The 17,386-nt window shown below is 51.6% G+C and carries 23 protein-coding genes; 13 read left to right on the top strand and 10 right to left on the bottom strand.

Going from position 1 to position 17,386, the window contains the following annotated elements:
• Nucleotides 1-47: 47 nt before the first annotated feature.
• On the bottom strand, nt 48-254 hold the full coding sequence (gene rpsU, locus ACORNT_RS07055; RefSeq protein ID WP_321397334.1) for a 30S ribosomal protein S21: 207 nt from the start codon (nt 252-254) through the stop codon (nt 48-50).
• 203 nt (nt 255-457) lie between these two features.
• Here rpsU and ACORNT_RS07050 point away from each other — a divergent pair, with 203 nt between their 5' ends.
• Nucleotides 458-1,123 carry a COQ9 family protein gene (locus ACORNT_RS07050; RefSeq protein ID WP_321397331.1) on the top strand — a complete coding sequence of 222 codons (666 nt, stop codon included), beginning with the start codon at nt 458-460 and terminating at the stop codon, nt 1,121-1,123.
• Between the two features lie 267 nt (nt 1,124-1,390).
• Entirely contained in the window at nt 1,391-2,011 is a 621-nt protein-coding gene (locus tag ACORNT_RS07045) for a hypothetical protein (protein WP_321397328.1), read from the top strand.
• 63 nt (nt 2,012-2,074) lie between these two features.
• Here the strand turns inward: ACORNT_RS07045 and ACORNT_RS07040 are convergent, their stop codons facing one another.
• The gene (locus ACORNT_RS07040) at nt 2,075-3,166 is read right to left on the bottom strand and encodes a 5-(carboxyamino)imidazole ribonucleotide synthase (RefSeq protein ID WP_321397325.1); all 1,092 of its coding nucleotides are present in this window, start codon (nt 3,164-3,166) and stop codon (nt 2,075-2,077) included.
• Nucleotides 3,167-3,191: 25 nt separating this feature from the next.
• The gene (gene purE, locus ACORNT_RS07035; RefSeq protein ID WP_321397322.1) at nt 3,192-3,686 is read right to left on the bottom strand and encodes a 5-(carboxyamino)imidazole ribonucleotide mutase; all 495 of its coding nucleotides are present in this window, start codon (nt 3,684-3,686) and stop codon (nt 3,192-3,194) included.
• 290 nt (nt 3,687-3,976) lie between these two features.
• Here purE and ACORNT_RS07030 point away from each other — a divergent pair, with 290 nt between their 5' ends.
• Nucleotides 3,977-4,708, top strand: a complete 732-nt coding sequence (locus ACORNT_RS07030) for a GGDEF domain-containing protein (RefSeq protein ID WP_321397319.1) — start codon at nt 3,977-3,979, stop codon at nt 4,706-4,708.
• Nucleotides 4,709-4,727: 19 nt separating this feature from the next.
• Here the strand turns inward: ACORNT_RS07030 and ACORNT_RS07025 are convergent, their stop codons facing one another.
• On the bottom strand, nt 4,728-4,925 hold the full coding sequence (locus tag ACORNT_RS07025; protein ID WP_321397317.1) for a YdcH family protein: 198 nt from the start codon (nt 4,923-4,925) through the stop codon (nt 4,728-4,730).
• Nucleotides 4,926-5,035: 110 nt separating this feature from the next.
• Here ACORNT_RS07025 and ACORNT_RS07020 point away from each other — a divergent pair, with 110 nt between their 5' ends.
• Nucleotides 5,036-5,521 carry a TIGR02444 family protein gene (locus ACORNT_RS07020; protein ID WP_321397314.1) on the top strand — a complete coding sequence of 162 codons (486 nt, stop codon included), beginning with the start codon at nt 5,036-5,038 and terminating at the stop codon, nt 5,519-5,521.
• A 217-nt stretch (nt 5,522-5,738) separates the two neighbouring features.
• Complete coding sequence (locus ACORNT_RS07015; protein ID WP_321397311.1) at nt 5,739-5,906, top strand: YdcH family protein; 168 nt, start codon at nt 5,739-5,741, stop codon at nt 5,904-5,906.
• An 86-nt stretch (nt 5,907-5,992) separates the two neighbouring features.
• Here ACORNT_RS07015 and ACORNT_RS07010 read toward each other — a convergent pair whose 3' ends face one another.
• Complete coding sequence (locus ACORNT_RS07010) at nt 5,993-6,604, bottom strand: DUF1013 domain-containing protein (RefSeq protein WP_321397308.1); 612 nt, start codon at nt 6,602-6,604, stop codon at nt 5,993-5,995.
• Between the two features lie 201 nt (nt 6,605-6,805).
• Nucleotides 6,806-7,183, bottom strand: a complete 378-nt coding sequence (locus tag ACORNT_RS07005; RefSeq protein ID WP_321397304.1) for a TonB family protein — start codon at nt 7,181-7,183, stop codon at nt 6,806-6,808.
• A 207-nt stretch (nt 7,184-7,390) separates the two neighbouring features.
• Between ACORNT_RS07005 and ACORNT_RS07000 the strand changes: the two genes are divergently transcribed.
• The 5 genes from ACORNT_RS07000 (at nt 7,391) to queG (ending at nt 10,631) form a co-directional block, all read left to right on the top strand.
• Nucleotides 7,391-8,059, top strand: coding sequence for a hypothetical protein (locus ACORNT_RS07000; RefSeq protein WP_321397303.1), 669 nt, complete (start codon nt 7,391-7,393; stop codon nt 8,057-8,059).
• Entirely contained in the window at nt 8,056-8,292 is a 237-nt protein-coding gene (locus ACORNT_RS06995) for a DUF3126 family protein (protein WP_321397300.1), read from the top strand. The genes ACORNT_RS07000 and ACORNT_RS06995 overlap by 4 nt, the downstream gene beginning before the upstream one ends.
• Nucleotides 8,293-8,528: 236 nt before the next feature.
• On the top strand, nt 8,529-8,672 hold the full coding sequence (locus ACORNT_RS06990; protein ID WP_321397297.1) for a hypothetical protein: 144 nt from the start codon (nt 8,529-8,531) through the stop codon (nt 8,670-8,672).
• 173 nt (nt 8,673-8,845) lie between these two features.
• Nucleotides 8,846-9,517, top strand: a complete 672-nt coding sequence (locus ACORNT_RS06985; protein ID WP_321397293.1) for a glutathione S-transferase family protein — start codon at nt 8,846-8,848, stop codon at nt 9,515-9,517.
• A 4-nt stretch (nt 9,518-9,521) separates the two neighbouring features.
• Entirely contained in the window at nt 9,522-10,631 is a 1,110-nt protein-coding gene (gene queG / locus ACORNT_RS06980) for a tRNA epoxyqueuosine(34) reductase QueG (RefSeq protein ID WP_321397290.1), read from the top strand.
• Between the two features lie 49 nt (nt 10,632-10,680).
• Here the strand turns inward: queG and ACORNT_RS06975 are convergent, their stop codons facing one another.
• Together ACORNT_RS06975 and ACORNT_RS06970 are read right to left on the bottom strand one after the other, a co-directional pair.
• Complete coding sequence (locus ACORNT_RS06975; RefSeq protein WP_321397287.1) at nt 10,681-11,016, bottom strand: DUF874 family protein; 336 nt, start codon at nt 11,014-11,016, stop codon at nt 10,681-10,683.
• An 89-nt stretch (nt 11,017-11,105) separates the two neighbouring features.
• Nucleotides 11,106-12,053 carry a hypothetical protein gene (locus ACORNT_RS06970; RefSeq protein WP_321397284.1) on the bottom strand — a complete coding sequence of 316 codons (948 nt, stop codon included), beginning with the start codon at nt 12,051-12,053 and terminating at the stop codon, nt 11,106-11,108.
• On the opposite strand from ACORNT_RS06970, the gene ACORNT_RS06965 reads away from it, so the two are divergent.
• Nucleotides 12,052-12,816, top strand: a complete 765-nt coding sequence (locus ACORNT_RS06965; RefSeq protein WP_321397282.1) for a hypothetical protein — start codon at nt 12,052-12,054, stop codon at nt 12,814-12,816. The genes ACORNT_RS06970 and ACORNT_RS06965 overlap by 2 nt on opposite strands.
• Nucleotides 12,817-12,851: 35 nt before the next feature.
• Nucleotides 12,852-13,721, top strand: coding sequence for an SDR family oxidoreductase (locus ACORNT_RS06960; RefSeq protein ID WP_321397279.1), 870 nt, complete (start codon nt 12,852-12,854; stop codon nt 13,719-13,721).
• Between the two features lies 1 nt (nt 13,722).
• Here the strand turns inward: ACORNT_RS06960 and ACORNT_RS06955 are convergent, their stop codons facing one another.
• Nucleotides 13,723-14,382: a cyclase family protein gene (locus ACORNT_RS06955; RefSeq protein ID WP_321397277.1), complete on the bottom strand. Its 660-nt coding sequence runs from the start codon at nt 14,380-14,382 to the stop codon at nt 13,723-13,725.
• 2 nt (nt 14,383-14,384) lie between these two features.
• Nucleotides 14,385-15,146 carry an alpha/beta hydrolase gene (locus tag ACORNT_RS06950; protein WP_321397274.1) on the bottom strand — a complete coding sequence of 254 codons (762 nt, stop codon included), beginning with the start codon at nt 15,144-15,146 and terminating at the stop codon, nt 14,385-14,387.
• A 187-nt stretch (nt 15,147-15,333) separates the two neighbouring features.
• On the opposite strand from ACORNT_RS06950, the gene thrS reads away from it, so the two are divergent.
• Entirely contained in the window at nt 15,334-17,298 is a 1,965-nt protein-coding gene (gene thrS / locus ACORNT_RS06945; RefSeq protein WP_321397271.1) for a threonine--tRNA ligase, read from the top strand.
• Nucleotides 17,299-17,386: the final 88 nt, after the last annotated feature.

Genomic DNA, 17,386 nt, shown 5'->3' with positions numbered 1-17,386 from the left:
ATCAAGCAGATAGGGCGGCCTTTTGAATTTTTATAACGAAACGGCTCTTACAAAGCGCCGTCGCGTTCCATACGTTTACGATCAAGCTTGCGGGCGCGGCGAACTGCTGCAGCGTTCTCACGGGCCTTCTTTTCAGAAGGTTTTTCGTAAAAACGACGCATTTTCATTTCGCGGTACACGCCTTCGCGCTGCAATTTCTTTTTCAGCGCGCGAAGAGCCTGATCAACGTTATTGTCGCGGACGATAACCTGCATGGTTAAGCGTCACACTCCTTTCTAGGTAAAATGTTTAACAATAAAACAGGAGCCTCCCGATCACCGGGCCACTCCCATGGCAGTCCTTCTAGCAAAAGAAAGACGCCCTGTGAAGCTTTTTATCAGCAAACTGTTATCATTATATGAATACAGACGATGGATAGTACTTTACCACTTGCTTTGACAGACGTTATAGTGATCGCATGACCCGAAAGAAAAGAATCAGGACCGACATCCCCGACGATCTGCGCGCGCCGCTGCTCGAGGCGGCGCTGGCACACGTCCCCTTTGACGGCTGGACCGGGTTAACCCTGCGCCAGGCCGCCCGGGATATTGGCATTGACTATGGCCTCGCCCGACTGGCTTTCCCCGATGCTCCGGGTGATATGATTGATGCCCTGGCCAAACACTGCGATGAGGAAATGTCATCCGCTGCCAAACTGCTCGAAATGGATAAAATGAAAGTCCGTGATAAAATCACCACCCTGATCCGTTTACGGCTTGAGGTGGAGCTTCCGCACAAGGAGGCCGCCCGCCGGGCCCTGACCTGGCTGATGCTGCCACAGAACCAGCCCCTGGCCGTAAAATTACTGAACCGGACCGTGGACCTGATGTGGCGGCTGACCGGGGACACTTCGACAGACTTTAACTATTACACCAAGCGCCTGACTCTGGCCGGGGTTTACAGCAGCTGCATTCTCTACTGGCTGGGGGATGAGTCTGAGAAACAGACCGACACCAGCGCCTTTATCGGCCGCCGCATAGGGGACGTGATGAAAATCGAGAAAGGCAAGGCCGAACTCAAAAACTGGACGGAAAGAGTGCCGGATATCTGGCGCGGGCTCGGAAAAATGCGTTACGGGCAGTAATATATATTGCCCTTCCTCTTCCCCTCACCACGTTACCACCCAAAGCTGTGGCGCCGAAAACATCAGCACCCGGAAACCCGAAAACAGCCCGACATACCTCTTGTAAGAAATCCTGACAAAGAGTCGGGAATCTTTACAGAATCCACGATACTCCAAGTATAGTTAATTTACCAAGTGCTTATAAATAAATGATATTTCTTTTTGGCATGGCATTTGCATATCAGAATGATGTAATAAGTTTTCAGTTTGGAAAAAGTAGGTGTCAAGATGACCCAGTATATTAAAAAGATTGTAATTGGCCTTGCTGCCCTGACCGCGGCAGCATTTATGTTTTCCTCCAATTCCCTGGCGGCTGATTTTACCGACCTCTGCAGCGACGCAGGTGGTGCAGGTGTTGCGGGCCTTCCCTGTACGGTTGACAGTCCTCAATTTAACTCCGGCCCTTCCGGCAATGACAAGGAAGAGTCCGTTGAGGCGGCGCTGTCCTATGTCTACGGCGAAATCATCGATGTAACCGAAATGACTAAAATACCGGAAGACGGCGAGTTCAATACAGGCACTTTCGGTGACTTTGTCATCACCGGCGTTGCCAGTGAAGGTGAATACAGCTCCATTAACTGGGAATATACCGGCGCTGCCGACACAGGCCCCGAATATGCCACCGTCAAGTCCTCTACAGGTTATGCGATTTTCTTTGTCGGCGGCCTGACCAGCGGCAGCCTGTTCACCGACAACCTGATCACCAATAACGGCAACGGCAAGGCCATTTCCCACCTCACCTTCTGGAACGGGGATGTACCCCAGGTGCCCACACCGGAGATTGCCTCCCTGATGCTTATCGGACTGGCCAGCGTGGTGATCGGTACACGACGTCGGAAAAAAACCTAAAAACAGCAGTCAAAGCAGAAAAAGGATAACAGGCCCCGCCCATTTAGGCGGGGCTTTTTTTATTCAGATATCGATTTTCACATCTAAGGGATAGAGCCGGGTGACATGGCCCATCTTGCGGCCCGGCCGAGCCTCGAGCTTGCCATAATGGTGCACATTGGCGTCGGGATCGGCAAGAAGATGTTTCATATCAAGAATATCATCGCCAATCAGGTTTTTCATCACCGCCTGGCCATAGAGCCGGGTATCCCCCAGAGGCAGGCCACAGATGGCGCGGATATGCTGTTCAAACTGGCTTGTCGGACAGGCTTCAATACTCCAGTGCCCGGAATTATGAACCCGGGGAGCGATCTCGTTCACCCGCAGCCGCGGCTCCTCCGGTGACACAAAAAGTTCCACCGCCAGAACACCCACATAATTCAGTTCCGCCACAATTTTCTCCGCCAGCGCCACCGCTTCGTCCAGCAGGTTCTGCCCGATCCGGGCCGGACAGATGGAGACATCCAGAATATGGTTGGTATGGATATTTTCCGCCGGCAGGAAGGATTTCACCTCCCCGTCTCTGCCCCGGGCGACCAGCACGGAAATTTCCATATCGAAATTAACGAACCCCTCGACTATGATTTTGTCACTGCCAAGACTGTCAAACGCGGCCTTGACTTCTCCCTCAGAGCGGACAATAGCCTGGCCCTTGCCGTCATAACCGAAGCGCCTGGTTTTGAGTACGGCGGGATAACCAGTTTTTTCAAGAGCGCTGAGCGCCTCTTCTGCCGTTCCTGCACCCGCGTAGGGCGCTGTGGCGATCCCCAGGGCATTGATGAAGCCCTTTTCCTGCAGCCGGTCCTGTGAAACCTCCAGCACCCGGGCGTCAGGGAACACCGGCACCTTCCCGGCCAGCCACCCGACCGTCTCCACCGGAATATTTTCAAACTCGTAGGTGATCACATCCACCGAGGCGGCAAAGGCCTCGAGACTGTCCTTGTCCTCATAGGCCGCCCGCGTCACCAGGTCTGTCACCTGATCAGCGGGAAATTTATGGTCCGGGCAATAAATGTGGGACCTGAAGCCAAGCTGGGCCGCCGCCATCGCAAGCATGCGCCCAAGCTGTCCGCCACCAAGAATACCGATTGTTGCGCCGGGAGAAAGACCTGTCATTTCATTAATCCTGTAGGAAAACCGCCTAGTCGTCTTTCGGCTCCGGGGCCACAGCCTCTGTCTGCCTGGCCCGCCAGTTCGCCAGTTTCACCGCCACAGACTCATCCATGAGCGCAACCACCGAAGCGGCTAGAAGACCTGCATTTTTTGCACCCGCCTTGCCAATAGCCAAAGTACCCACTGGCACGCCGCCAGGCATCTGGACAATAGACAACAGACTGTCCATGCCTTTCAGGGCCTTGCTTTCCACCGGCACCCCAAAGACCGGCAGGGTTGTCATGGAAGCGGCCATGCCCGGCAAATGGGCCGCCCCGCCGGCGCCGGCTATAATCACCTTCAAACCCCGATCACTGGCGGCTTCAGCATACTCATATAGTCTTTTTGGCGTTCTGTGGGCAGAAACAATCCTTGTTTCATGGCTCACACCGAGTTCCGTCAGCACATCCACCGCATGCTTCATGGTTTCCCAGTCCGACTGGCTTCCCATGATTATGCCCACAACTGGTTTTTTGTCACTCATTTCTCAAACACCTTGTGCCACCGTTGCCTGTTTATGTTCCCGAATTGGCCAACAGGGATTACCGGCAGGAATTAAGGAAAGGTGGCGATTATAACGATCCGGCGCACACAGGCAAGTTTGCATTTTAAAGCAGACAATGCCATAATGATATTCTAAGGCTTATATAACAATTTATTGTACAAAAAATATAACAAGTCACAAGATATAGTAGCCAGTCAGAGCGCTTGGGTGTATATTTATTCGGTATATTTTAGACCGCAAAGTATCTGACGGTAAGGGGTCGTGTTCTCATGAAGGTTGAAAATACTGGTTCTGTTGGTAAAAGCGGCCCCGTTCGCAGGAAACCGGCCCCAAAATCCTCAAAAGTCGGTGCCTCCCAGGCGCTGAGAAATATCTCGGACTCCAGCACGGTGCTTGGCATTCCACCGGAAGAAATGACCGAACGCGTCCGCAGAGCCATCATGACCCTGATGTCTGAAGTGGAAAGCATGCGCCGGGAACTTGAGCTGGCGCATCGTAAAATATCGGAGCTTGAACGTCTTGCTGACCAGGATTCCCTGATCAACATCTCCAACCGACGGGCCTTTGTCCGGGAAATGACCAGGATGATTGCCTACTCCGAGCGCTATGGCATCAACAGCTCGCTTGTTTACATGGACCTTAACGACCTGAAAAAAATCAACGACACATATGGCCATGCCGCTGGTGATGCAGCACTTGTCCATCTGGCGGAGAATATGGTGAAAAGCCTTCGCGACTCGGATATTATCGGCCGCCTGGGCGGAGACGAATTCGGCATTATCCTGCCCAAGGCAAGTGAAGCCGACGCCGTGAACAAAGCTAAATATATCATTGAGAAAATTACGCAAAAACCCCTGATATGGGAAGGGCAGGAGATTTATCTCGATGTTGCCTATGGCGTCTATTCACTCAAATCCGGCGAAAGCGCCGACCGTGCTCTGGATGAGGCAGACAAGAAAATGTACGCCCACAAACAGGATATCAAAAAGGAAAAAGTCTGAGGCGTGAACTTCGGGACTTTCAGGCAATGATGTCCGGCAGTAACTCGTTTTCCAGTTTAGCGACCTCGTCCTTCAGAAGGAGTTTCTGCTTCTTCAGCCGCTGAATCTGCAGCATATCCGCCCGCCCCATCTCCATCAGTGCCATAATTGCATCATCAAGATCCCGATGCTGAATTTTCAGTTCCTGAATCTTTTCAAGAATGTCACGTTCATCCATTATTCAACAACCCGAACACCTCGTATCAATAGAATGCCCCTCCCCGGACGGTAGCAAAGAGTGGAAAATATATCATATTTTTTCATACTCTTCCTGTATAAAGTATTCTTATGCCTGAAAATGATCTGTGGCGATACAGCCTTGATATATACAAGAACGAAATCAATGCTCAAGCCTGCCTGGAACTGCAGGATTGCTGCAATGCCAATGTAAACCTTCTGTTTTTTTATGCCTGGATCGCCCGTCGGCACAACCGCCTTATTGACCCAAAGATATGCCGCTATGTGGATATTGAAATATCCGGTCTGGTCGAGAATCTGGTCCTGCCCCTCCGGAACGTCCGTAGCAAGATCATGAAAGAGTCAACTGAACCTGGTCTGTCCGAGCTCAGGCGCAAGGTCCTTGATCTGGAAGTGGATGCCGAGAAAATTATCCAGGCCCGCCTGTTCGAGATGACAGATCACATTCTTTCTCTTGCCCAAAAATCTGACACATCCATAGCAGACACGGTCAGGTGCAACCTTGAGGTCTATGAAACATTCCTCGGCACCGTTTTTCCGGAAGCTGCCATGAATCGTCTGGTCTATTCCTGTTAATCCGAGTCTCGGAAAACCGCACCTCAGAGCAGCCCGTTCTTTTCCTCCGCCCGGCATTACCTTCTTTGGCTGTCCACATCCCCCGCCTAAAAAACAAATATTTCCAAGAGCTTCTTCAACAGGACATTACAAGCCGAAAAATCGTGTCAGAGGAAGTGACATCAGCATAAAAATATGTTCTAATTTCAGTCTTGCCAATCACAAAGGAGATTCTCTAATGGGTGCAGCAGCTCACATTAATGCGCTTTCCGAAAAACACGCTATATTGGAACAAAGGATTGATGAGGAAGAACATCGTCCGGCTCCGGATGAAGTCGTTCTTCATGAGCTAAAAAGAGAAAAGCTCAGGCTAAAAGATGAAATCGAAAGATTCAGACACAGCTGAGTTCCCGCAGCAAAACAAAAGGCCCCATCTGAAGGGGCCTTTTTCATTTTACAAGAACTACGTCACTTGCTGGCTGATGCCAGGTATCAGCCTTCAGCGGACATATTGTCCTGGTTGGCATCTTCCTGGTTGGCATCTTCCTGATCAACCGGCGGCTCTTCTTCCGGCGCATCCTTTGCCAGTTTGGCCGCTGCCTTCTTCACTGCAGCATCCAGCTCAATCTGTTTACACAGCCCCAGGATCACCGGGTCCACCGGTTTGATGTTGCTGATATTCCAGTGTGACCGATCGCGGATAGCGGCAATAGTCGGCTTGGTCGTCCCGACAAGCCGGCCAATCTGGGCGTCCGTCAGTTCGGGATGGTTCCTTAACAGCCAGGCAATGGCATCCGGTTTGTCCTGACGTTTTGATACAGGCGTGTAGCGTGCGCCGCCGGAACGGGTTTTTGCCGGGACCTTGTCTTCAGTCAGTTGCAGTCGTGCGGAACTATCCACCTGACAACGTTCTATTTCTTCCCAGGTCAGCTGACCGTTTGCCACCGGGTCCTGTCCGACGATATTTGTGGCCACCTGTTCATCGGCAATCCCCTGCACCTCCAGCTCATGAAGGCCACAAAACTCCGCGATCTGACGAAACGACAAAGCTGTATTATCCACTAGCCATACAGCTGTCGCCATAGGCATCAAAGGCTGGTTCATCAATATTCCTTGTTTATAATGACTATTATTGTTTTTTTCACGCCCAGCATAAGACAGTTTATATAAATTGGCAAAGACCTTTAATTATCTTTTTGAACGATTTTTCACCTGCCCCGGTCAATAGATCATACCGGACACTGAAGACAAATAAAAAAGGTGGCCTAAGCCACCTTTCATACAAAGATATAAAAGAAGATCTTGTTACTGGATCGCCCAGGTCAAGGGCAGAACGATCACCAGCTTGTCGTCCCCAAGGCTTGAAGGCGGAGCAGGCAGCGGGTTGATACGATTTACAAGGTTTTCCACTTCTGCATCCAGAATATCGTGTCCTGTGGACTGCACCAGCTCATGGCTGGTTATGGAACCGCTACGATCAAATGCGATTTTTACTTTCGCTTTGCCTTCCAGTTCATCCTGCATGGCGGCACGGGGATAAACCTGTTTTTTGGCAACAAGTTTCACCAGTTTAACCTGCCAGTCTTTAATATCGCTGGCGTTTGCCTCAAGGCTGCCAAACATGCTAACCAAGCCCAGGCTAAGCACAATGCCAACAACTTTCATCAACCTACTCGTGACCATTTTAAAAAATCTCCTGCAAAATTATCAAAACGCATTCTCGGAGCATGTTTATGCGTTGTTTTCGCTCCCCACGGAATGCCTATGAGAATCAACCTACCTCAAATTGGTTACCCAAAGTTTAAAGAGAAATTTTTACGATTTCCGCAAGCTTTTGTTAACCATAGCTGCCGGTATCCCAGGACTGTCACGGGATGTTGGCCAAGACACATGATAGCAATCCGGCATATTCCGAAAAACATTATTGTGCTGGGCCCAAATTGTTGCCAAAATAGGAAAAATCCTAGCCTGGAGATTGATATGATTAAGAAGCTGTTTGCGGTTGCGGGACTTTGCGTCCTCTTGACCGGAATGCCTGTCCTTGCTACTGCGGAGAGCCCCCTTACCAGCTCTCAGATTGAAAAATTCCTGGACACCTGGTCACCGTTGCAACAACTGGGATCAAAATACACTCTGGACTTTCAGAATTCCCCGCCTCCTGAAATCGATGCGGAACAGGGCTTCAATCCCTTCCTTTCCTCGCTGGAGAATCTGAAACAACATGGGGCTTATGGAGAATTCATTACTATTATTTCCGGGGCAGGCTTTTCCTCCCCTGAAGAATGGGCAATGACCGCGAACAGAATCATGCAGGCCTACATGGCTTCCAGTTTTGAGTCCGGCGAATATTCCATGTCCGGAGATGAAATTGCCAGCGCCATAAAAGAGGTTCAGGACAACCCGCATATTTCTGCCGCCCAGAAGCAGGCGATCGTGAATAACCTCGAGACAAGTCTGGCTATGATGGCTTCTATGAAAAATGTTTCACAGGACGACCTGAATGCCGTAAAACCCTATCTGGGGAAAATAGAAAAAACGCTTTCCGAGGAATCAAAATGACAAGAACAGAAATGCTACGCCTTCGTAAATATCTCAACGACAAGTTCGAGAGCAATAAATTCACCTTGGACAAGCCGTCAACAAACGACGAAGACAGTGTTGAAGTCAGTTATGATGGTGAATTTATCGGTGTGATTTACAGAGATGAAGATGAAGGCGAAGTTTCATATGCCTTCCAGATGGCTATCCTGGAACTAGACCTTCCCAGCGCGGCAGACGCCTCGCTGATCTGACCATCTTCACATTAAAGGAATTTCCCAGAAAGGCATCCTCGGGTGCCTTTATTTTTTGTCCGGAACAACCGTCCCATTCCGGGACAGTTAAATATAAAACATGTCGGTTATTTTAACAGAACAGTTCTCGAGCTTGTATAATTAACAAAGTTTTGGCCGGTTTTCTGCGCCTTAAGCCGCTTTGGCACGGTCTTTGCTATCTATCAGCATATCAAACAGTTATGCGAGTAAAGACAATGTTAAATGCAACACCTTTGAAATATGCAACGGGTTTTCTGGCACTGGCTATTTATGGCCTTCTTCACGGCATGGCCGGACACGATCCGCTTGCCTTCAATGAAATGCTCTATAATCTGGGCCTGTGGGAATATGTTCGCTAGAGATTTCTCCGGGCCAGCAAAACCCACCCCGCCCTTTTCTTCTCCTGCAGAGAAGCTCTCTCTTGTCTGTTTCCAAAGATTTCTGTAAAAGATCGTCCTCTGGTATATGCAATTGAACCTCCCGCTGAATTAAATTATTTGGGAGTTTCAGACTATTTAAGTAAACTGTCCGAATGCTGACGATCTATCACTACTGGTTTTGCCCTTTTTCCCGGAAGGCTCGTATCGCCCTGCAGGAGAAAAAGGTTGAATTTGACCTCAAACTGGAATTGACCTGGCAACGCCGCCCCGGATTCCTGGCGCAAAACCCTGCCGGCAATGTCCCGGTGCTGGTCGATGAGGAAGCGAACCTCAGGATCTGTGGCCCCTATGCGATCACGGAATATATCGAGGAACAATATCCGACACCAGACCTGATCGGAGAGTCCATCACTGACCGGGCGGAAACCCGCCGTCTTGTGGAATGGTTTGACGACAAGTTCCACCGGGAAGTCACCTCGCTGATCATCAACGAAAAGATCATGAAGTCCTTCCTGAAAAGAGGCAACCCGGAAGCCGCCAACATCCGTTATGCAGGGCAAAACATCAAACACCACCTCAAATACATTGAATATCTGACGGACCGGCGCAACTGGCTGGCCGGAGATGATTTTACCTTTGCCGATATTTCAGCCGCCGCCCATTTGTCCTGCGTGGATTATCTGGGGGACGTTCCCTGGCAAAATTTTGAAAAAGCCAAAGACTGGTATGCCCGCGTCAAATCCAGGCCAAGTTTCCAGGCGATCCTTCAGGACAAAATAGCCGGCCTGGCGCCTGCGGCACATTACCGCGACCTGGACTTCTGACTTAATGGAAAAGCCTGAAAGCCACATTTCCCGGTTGGCCCGCGATGCCGGCTTTGAGGTTGTTGCCATTACCTCACCCGATGGCCTTGACAGGCCGGCCGAGCATTTCAGGGATTTTCTGCAGGCCAGCCGTCACGGAGACATGTCCTGGATGGCCGACAAGGCAGACCGGCGCTGCAATCCGAAAACTCTATGGCCCGAGGTCCGGTCCATCATCATGCTGGGTATGAACTATGGCCCTTCCCATGATCCCCTGACACGCCTGGAGCGGAAAAATTCAGGCAACATCTCGGTCTATGCCAAGGGGCATGACTATCATGACATCGTTAAAAAGAAGCTGAAGCAGGTCGCTCGCGAGATTCACAGATCCCATAACGCCGAGGTCAAGGTTTTTGTCGATACGGCGCCGGTGATGGAAAAACCGCTGGCCGCCAAGGCAGGACTTGGCTGGCAAGGCAAACATACCAACCTCGTCAACCGTGATTATGGGTCCTGGCTGTTCCTGGGCAGTATTTTCACGACCCTGGAGCTGGAAAACAATAAGCCGGAAACAGACCATTGCGGCTCCTGCCACAACTGTCTGGACATCTGTCCGACCAACGCCTTTCCCGCACCCTACCAACTGGACGCCCGGCGTTGCATTTCCTACCTGACGATCGAATATAAGGGTCATATTCCTCTGGAATTCAGACAAGCCATGGGCAACCGCATCTATGGATGTGATGATTGTCTGGCAGTCTGCCCCTGGAACAAATTCGCCCAAAATGCCCGTGAAGCACATTTTTTCGGCCGTCCGGAACTTGAAGCGCCCGACCTTGCGGACTTAATCGAACTGGAAGATTCCGACTTCCGGCAGGTTTTCTCCGGCTCTCCGATCAAGCGTATCGGCCGGGATTACTTTATACGCAACGTGGTCATCGCTATCGGCAACAGTAAAAACCCTGCCTACCTGCCTCAACTTGAAAAAATGCTGATTGAGAATAACCCGGTTATCCGCTCGGCCGCCGTATGGGCCCTGAAACAGCTGGCAGATAAACCAGACTTTAATGGATATCAAAATAAATATATGACGTCGGAACCTGACGCTATTGTGCTGGAAGAATGGCAAAGATAAAAAAGGGAGCCTCAATAGGCTCCCTTGATCGTCAGAAATAATCCGGAGACTAGTTGTCGTCCCCTTCTTTTTTCATCTTCATTTCCATTTCTTCTTTTTCGGCTTTCACACGTTCCTGCTCAGCCTTCATTTTTTCTTTCTCGGCTTTGACCTTTTTCTTCTCGGCCTTCATCTTTTCCTTTTCAGCCTTGATGCGTTCTTTTTCCTGCTTGGTCAGCTCTTTTTCAGCCTCCATTTTTTCTTTTTCCATCATCATCTCGGTCTTTTTTTCCTGACCGGGATTACTAGGCTTTTTGTGGCTGTCGGCAAGAGCATAACCGGCGACGGAAAGGCTAAAGGAAAGGGCAAGTGAGGTCGCAATCAGGCTCGTAGTAATATTTTTCATAATGTCCTCCAAAATAACTGTAGATCAGTCTCTTATTTAGAATGCCGTGATATGATTGTGCATAAGTGTGTTTGAAATATGGCGGGCAGTCAGTCGATCTTTAACAGTTCGATATTTTCACTTGCGGCAGTCGCGACATCGCTCTCCGGGTAGAGATCGATCACCTTTTGCCATTCCTGACGGGCTTTCAGTTTTTCACCGCTTACCCGATACAAAACACCACTCTCGAGCAGCAGTTCGGCATTGTCCCGGTCCAGATCCAGTGCTGTGCCGATATCCAGACGCGCCGCCGCATAATTATTTTTATAGCGGAACACCTTGGCGCGGAAGAAATAGCCCTCGGTATCCTCCGGCGCAAACTCGATGGCCCTGGTCAGGTCCTCCAGTGCCGCGGGATATTCCCGGCGCATGGACTGGATTTTGCCCCTCTCCAGATAAAGCGTCCGTATAAGGTTTTCGTTTTCGCCCGCCGCCAACAACGCAGAACTGATTGCCGAATAGGCCTTATCCAGATCACCGGCCCTTTCCCAGGCAAGCGCCGCCTGGCTATAAAGATCCACCCGCAAGCTGGATCTGTTGGCCAGCGCATAATCCCCCAGGCCTTCACTGGTAAAGATACTGTCTGCTTCCTGCTCCAGAAGAATTGCTGCTTCACGAGAACGGTCCAGAGCCATCAGGGCGAGCGCCTCGCAATGGCGCGCTGCCGAAAGCCCCTGCCTGCCGATATTCCAGTCCCGGGCATAAGACAATGCCTCATCCGGATTATCTTCAACCAGTTGAAGGCAGATACCATAGCGTTTTGAATCCGCTTCTTCCGTCTGGGGAAGTTCTTCAGTCTGGGCAAAAGTCGGCTGGACCTGTACTGCCATAAAGTGGCATATTAGGATCGGTACAATATGTACTTGAGTGCGTTTCAGTTTGAGTCTCGTTTCTGCCATAAAAATAAAATAGCGTTTCCTGATCATCATGTCCTGTCGGGGAACCAACAGGCTGGCCGGATTTCCGGCAAGCCTGGTCACAATAGAGGAAAAGATCATGATTCACTCCAAATATTTTCAAAAATTTGCCTGCCTTGCAGTGCCATTTCTTTTATCACTTGGTCTTATATCGACAGCCTGTGCGCAAGCTGCGCCGGGACAAATTGCCATTGCCCAGGAACCTGTGTTTGAGGACAGCATCACCATGGAACTCGCCTCCGAGGAGTGGCTGACCACGAATACAGCCGTAGTCTATGTCCAGATTGTGGCGGTTTTCGACGAAAAACAGAGCGGTGCAGTCAGGCAGAATGTTCAAAATGAACTCAGGAAACTTGTCCCGGGCGCCGAATGGAAATTCACCGGCTTTAATCGTCGGCAGGGATCCGCCGGTTATGAGCAATGGACCATCAGCGCTGAAAGCCGGGTTACCGACCAGAATATTGACGGCCTGCGTGAAAAGTTTAAAAAAGCAAGCCGGACCGGTTTTGAGATGAACCTGCAAAGAGTTTCCTATTCCCCCAGTGAAGAGGAAAAACAGGCCAACTATCGCTTACTTCGGAAAAATATCTATAAAATGGCCCAGCTGGAACTCCAGAACCTGAATGAACTGTTCCCGAACCGGAAATACCGGATCACTCAACTGTCTTTCTCTCCGTCCGCTCTGCAATATCAGCGCACCCAGGCCAAGACCCTGGACGACACAATGCTTGAATCATATCGGGTTAACCGGGATAGTGACGGCCAGCAAATGAATGTCTCCCAACTGGTCCGGCTGCATGCCACCCTTGTGCTGGGAACGGCTTTCCTGCCAACCAAGGAATAAGACCGACCGGAAGAAGCGCTGCAGATGGAGTATCGATGACACATAAACTTTTCTGTTTCGGCCTGGGCTACACAGCCCGGGCACTGGCCTCCCGCCTTGTCGGGGAGAAAAACTGGTCCGTCGCCGGCACCTGTCGGAGCCCGGACAAACAAAAGGACCTCCAGAAAAGTGGCATCGACAGCTACCTGTCTGACGGCGCCACCCCGCTGGATAACGCCGGGCAGCCCCTGTCCAAGGCTACCCATGTGCTGATTTCCATTCCCCCGGATGAAACAAACGGTGACCCTGTCATGGCCTGTCATGCCCGGGACATTGCCGCCCTGAAAAACCTGAAATGGATCGGTTACCTGTCCACGACAGGTGTTTACGGTGATCATGCCGGGAACTGGATTGATGATGACACGCCCGAGACGCCAACCTCCCGACGCGGTGAGTTACGCCTGGCCGCGGAGAAAGCCTGGCTCACCCTTACTGAACAACACGGACTGCCTGTTCATCTATTCAGGCTCGGCAGCATCTATGGCCCCGGTCGTGGCCAGCACGAGGGTATAAAGTCCGGCCGGACGCAGAAAATTGTCAAACCAAACCAGTATTTCAGCCGCATCCATGTGGAGGATATTGTCCAGGTGCTGCTGGCGTCCATGGACCGTCCCAACCCCGGTCGAAGCTACAATGTTGTCGATGACCTGCCGGCGCCGCCGGAAGAGGTGATCGACTATGTCTGCGATCTGATGTCCCTGCCCCGCCTGCCGGAAGTGGATTTTGACACAGCCGAACTGTCACCACTCATGCGGAGCTTCTATAACGAAAGCAAAAAAGTGCGCAATGAGCGGATCAAACAGGAACTGGGCGTGAAACTGAAATATCCCACCTACAGGGAAGGTTTCGCTTCCCTCGTCACGTGACTTATTCGATGATGGCAAAAGCACGTACGGGAAAAGTCCCCATGCCTTTGACCTTGACCGGGACGGCAAAGAAACGGAACCCGTTGTCAGGAAGCTTTTCCAGACCGGTCATATGCTCGACAATTGTGATATTTGCGCCCAGCAGCGTGGAATGTACCGGTCGGGTGCCGCCCCTGATATCATCAATATTATAACTGTCGATACCAACCAGCACAGCGCCGTTGTCCCGAAGCCAGACAGCGGCATCTTCGGTCAGGAAGTTATGGCCCTCGAAATAATCGTCCGATCCCCAGTGGCGTGACCAGTCCGTGTGAACCAGAACGGCTTTTCCCCTGACGTCCAGTCCCCTGAAATGAGTATCGTTGATGGCCATTGCTTCCAGATCCACCCGCACCACCACTGCTTCAAGGTCGGCAATTCGGTCCAGGTCCAGTTCGGACAGGTCCTTGCTATCCGAATAGCGATGAAAAGGGCTGTCCAGATAGGTGCCCGTATTGGCCACCATCTTGATCTCGCCTATATGAAACTCGGTACCTTCGTCATAGTGCCCCCTGGAATCTCCACGGCTCAGAAAATCACAGATAATCGGTGCCGGCAGTCCCTTGTAGGTAATCATGCCGTCTTCAACGGTGTGGCTCAGGTCGATCAGCTGTTTTGTCATTCCTATGTCTCCAGAAGAGTATCAAGCGTTAAACAAAGCCGTTTCAGGTCCTTGTCCGAGGACAGCCTGTGATCACCGTTTTTGATATAGGTGATTTCCACATCTACAGACACCAGCGCATCACTGATCCGTTGCGACCAGCGAGCGGGAACATCCTCATCTCTCTGACCGTGGATCAACCGCACCGGACAGTCCAGTTCGATGGGCCCGCCCAGCAGCAGATGATTGTCCCCTTCCTCGATCAGCCGGTAACTGATGGCATAGGGTTCATCACTATATTCGCTGGGCTCATAATAGACGCCGTCCCGCCTGAGCTTTTCCTGAATTTCCGGACTGTAACTGTCCCACATCAGGTCCCGGGTAAAATCAGGCGCAGGGGCGATGCCAATAAAAGCGGACAAACGGTCTTTCACCTCCAGCGCCACAAGCAGTCCGATCCAGCCCCCCATACTGGAACCGATAATCAGCACCGGCCCGTCAGTCAACTTCTGCACCACGGCCAGCGCATCCTCTTTCCAGTCGCCAATAGTGCCGTCACGGAATTCGCCCGACGATGAGCCGTGCCCGGAATAGTCAAAGCGGATGTAGGCTTGGCCCTGCGCCTTGCAATATTCTTCCAGCGCCAGCGCCTTGCTGCCTTCCATATCCGACATGAAGCCGCCAAAGAAGATTACCGTTGGCGTCTTGCCTCCGGTCTTGTGGTAGGCGATTCTGCGACCGTTCTCCAAAAACAGGAAGTTGGGCGCATCTGTGTCTGTCGTCATGGCATTTTCCAAGCATATGTTTGAGTTGACTTTACTATAATTCGTCCTGCCGGATTGAAAAACGCTTTTTGAGCTTTATTTACCTCCTGCAACCCCATGCATGCTTGACTTGCGTGGAAATCCCGATAAGTTCCCCAAGTACAAGACACCCATTGATTAAACACTCAAGACAAACGGCCAGAAGATCATGACGAAACAAGTTTCCCTCACCCTGCCCGACGGCAGCATCCGCACCTTTGACGGTCCGGTGACGGGACTGACCCTGGCCGAAGATATCGGGCCTGGCCTGGCCAAGGCTGCCCTTGCCATTGTGGTCAATGGTGAACAATGGGACCTGTCCCGGGAAATCGAACAGGATTCCAAGGTCTCCATCATCACCCGCAAGGATGAGGCGGCCCTGGAAATCCTGCGCCACGACGCCGCCCATATCATGGCCGAGGCAGTCAAGGAACTCTACCCCGATACCCAGGTCACCATCGGCCCGGCCATCGAAAACGGTTTTTATTACGATTTCGCCCGCAAGACGCCTTTTACCACGGAAGACCTCGAAATAATCGAGGCCCGGATGAAGGAAATTGTCGAACGAGACGAGAAAATCACCCGTGAAGTCTGGAACCGGGACGACGCCATCGAATTTTTCCGCAAGATGGGAGAGGAATACAAGGCTGAAATCATTGCCGATATTCCGGCAGACCAGTCGATTACACTCTACCGCCAGGGCGACTTTATCGACCTTTGTCGCGGTCCGCACCTGCCCAGCACCAAAAAACTGGGCGACGGCTTCAAGCTGATGAAGGTGGCCGGCGCCTACTGGCGCGGGGACAGCAACAATGAAATGCTGACCCGGGTATACGGTACCGCCTGGCGCGACAAGAAGGAACTCAAGGCCTACCTGGTGCGCCTTGAGGAAGCAGAAAAACGCGACCACCGCAAGATCGGCCGGGAAATGGGTCTGTTTCATCTGCAGGAAGAAGCCCAGGGTTCTGTCTTCTGGCACGCCAAGGGATTCCGCATCTGGATTGAACTGGAAAGATATATCCGCGCCCGCCTGGCCGAAGACGGCTATCAGGAAATCAAGACTCCGCAGCTGATGGATTCCAAACTGTGGGAGCAGTCCGGCCACTGGGGCAAGTTCCGCGAGAATATGTTTGTTGTGCCGGACATGGTGCCGACAGTAGACGGCGACATCGAGGTTCCGAAAGACGCCCGCATGATGGCGCTGAAGCCCATGAACTGCCCGGCTCATATCCAGGTCTTCAAACAGGGTACCAAAAGCTACCGCGACCTGCCGATCCGCATGTCCGAGTTTGGCTGTTGTCACCGGAATGAAGCCCACGGCGCGCTGCATGGCCTGATGCGGGTCCGGCAGATGACCCAGGATGATGCTCATATTTTCTGTCGTAAAGACCAGATCACGGATGAAACAAAACGGTTCCTCGCTCTGTTTGCCAAAGTCTATGAAGACATGGGCCTGACCGACATCAAATATAAACTGGCGACCCGGCCGGAAATGCGGGCCGGTGACGATGCCACATGGGACCGGGCGGAAAAATCCCTTGCCGACGCGCTGACCGCCAGCGGCCTTGAGTTTGAATATGCGGAAGGCGAAGGCGCCTTTTACGGACCGAAGCTTGAATTCCACCTGACCGACGCCATTGGCCGGACCTGGCAATGCGGTACCTTCCAGCTTGACTATGTCCTGCCGGAACGACTGGACGCCAACTACATTGGCCAGGACGGTGAAAAACACCGGCCGGTCATGCTGCATCGTGCGGTCTTTGGAACCTTCGAGCGTTTCATCGGTATTTTAATAGAACATTTTGCCGGCCGTTTCCCGCTCTGGCTGGCGCCGGTGCAGGTGGTAGTCTCCGGCATCACCTCCGATCAGGACGAGCATGTAAAATCCGTGCAGCAACAGCTTGTGGACGCAGGATTGCGGGCCGAAATGGACCTGCGCAACGAGAAAATCAACTACAAGGTCAGGGAACATTCCCACGCCAAGGTACCCGCAATATTAGTGATCGGCGCCCGCGAAGCAGAACAAAATACAGTCACGATCCGGCGTTTGGGCTCGCAAAAGCAGGAAACCCTTGATTTAACTGACGCAATCCATAAACTTAAGGAAGAATCTGTTGCGCCGGACCTGAGATGACCCGTTACGGAAATTCATCTTTGGGATTTATAGAACAGACGAGAAATTACATTTAAATAACCAGCGATGGAAGATCGCAGGAGGAAAC

Source organism: Emcibacter sp., from assembly GCF_963675455.1.
Classification (GTDB): domain Bacteria; phylum Pseudomonadota; class Alphaproteobacteria; order Sphingomonadales; family Emcibacteraceae; genus Emcibacter.
The sequence above is the reverse complement of the archived record's forward strand: the minus strand, read 5'-3'. Positions and strand labels throughout refer to the sequence as shown.

What these genes read in the sequence shown, in the direction of transcription:
- rpsU (WP_321397334.1), bottom strand. Translation starts at nt 254, where the DNA reads ATGCAGGTTATCGTCCGCGACAATAACGTTGATCAGGCTCTTCGCGCG.
- ACORNT_RS07050 (WP_321397331.1), top strand. Translation starts at nt 458, where the DNA reads ATGACCCGAAAGAAAAGAATCAGGACCGACATCCCCGACGATCTGCGC.
- ACORNT_RS07045 (WP_321397328.1), top strand. Translation starts at nt 1,391, where the DNA reads ATGACCCAGTATATTAAAAAGATTGTAATTGGCCTTGCTGCCCTGACC.
- ACORNT_RS07040 (WP_321397325.1), bottom strand. Translation starts at nt 3,166, where the DNA reads ATGACAGGTCTTTCTCCCGGCGCAACAATCGGTATTCTTGGTGGCGGA.
- purE (WP_321397322.1), bottom strand. Translation starts at nt 3,686, where the DNA reads ATGAGTGACAAAAAACCAGTTGTGGGCATAATCATGGGAAGCCAGTCG.
- ACORNT_RS07030 (WP_321397319.1), top strand. Translation starts at nt 3,977, where the DNA reads ATGAAGGTTGAAAATACTGGTTCTGTTGGTAAAAGCGGCCCCGTTCGC.
- ACORNT_RS07025 (WP_321397317.1), bottom strand. Translation starts at nt 4,925, where the DNA reads ATGGATGAACGTGACATTCTTGAAAAGATTCAGGAACTGAAAATTCAG.
- ACORNT_RS07020 (WP_321397314.1), top strand. Translation starts at nt 5,036, where the DNA reads ATGCCTGAAAATGATCTGTGGCGATACAGCCTTGATATATACAAGAAC.
- ACORNT_RS07015 (WP_321397311.1), top strand. Translation starts at nt 5,739, where the DNA reads ATGGGTGCAGCAGCTCACATTAATGCGCTTTCCGAAAAACACGCTATA.
- ACORNT_RS07010 (WP_321397308.1), bottom strand. Translation starts at nt 6,604, where the DNA reads ATGAACCAGCCTTTGATGCCTATGGCGACAGCTGTATGGCTAGTGGAT.
- ACORNT_RS07005 (WP_321397304.1), bottom strand. Translation starts at nt 7,183, where the DNA reads ATGGTCACGAGTAGGTTGATGAAAGTTGTTGGCATTGTGCTTAGCCTG.
- ACORNT_RS07000 (WP_321397303.1), top strand. Translation starts at nt 7,391, where the DNA reads ATGATAGCAATCCGGCATATTCCGAAAAACATTATTGTGCTGGGCCCA.
- ACORNT_RS06995 (WP_321397300.1), top strand. Translation starts at nt 8,056, where the DNA reads ATGACAAGAACAGAAATGCTACGCCTTCGTAAATATCTCAACGACAAG.
- ACORNT_RS06990 (WP_321397297.1), top strand. Translation starts at nt 8,529, where the DNA reads ATGTTAAATGCAACACCTTTGAAATATGCAACGGGTTTTCTGGCACTG.
- ACORNT_RS06985 (WP_321397293.1), top strand. Translation starts at nt 8,846, where the DNA reads ATGCTGACGATCTATCACTACTGGTTTTGCCCTTTTTCCCGGAAGGCT.
- queG (WP_321397290.1), top strand. Translation starts at nt 9,522, where the DNA reads ATGGAAAAGCCTGAAAGCCACATTTCCCGGTTGGCCCGCGATGCCGGC.
- ACORNT_RS06975 (WP_321397287.1), bottom strand. Translation starts at nt 11,016, where the DNA reads ATGAAAAATATTACTACGAGCCTGATTGCGACCTCACTTGCCCTTTCC.
- ACORNT_RS06965 (WP_321397282.1), top strand. Translation starts at nt 12,052, where the DNA reads ATGATTCACTCCAAATATTTTCAAAAATTTGCCTGCCTTGCAGTGCCA.
- ACORNT_RS06970 (WP_321397284.1), bottom strand. Translation starts at nt 12,053, where the DNA reads ATGATCTTTTCCTCTATTGTGACCAGGCTTGCCGGAAATCCGGCCAGC.
- ACORNT_RS06960 (WP_321397279.1), top strand. Translation starts at nt 12,852, where the DNA reads ATGACACATAAACTTTTCTGTTTCGGCCTGGGCTACACAGCCCGGGCA.
- ACORNT_RS06955 (WP_321397277.1), bottom strand. Translation starts at nt 14,382, where the DNA reads ATGACAAAACAGCTGATCGACCTGAGCCACACCGTTGAAGACGGCATG.
- ACORNT_RS06950 (WP_321397274.1), bottom strand. Translation starts at nt 15,146, where the DNA reads ATGACGACAGACACAGATGCGCCCAACTTCCTGTTTTTGGAGAACGGT.
- thrS (WP_321397271.1), top strand. Translation starts at nt 15,334, where the DNA reads ATGACGAAACAAGTTTCCCTCACCCTGCCCGACGGCAGCATCCGCACC.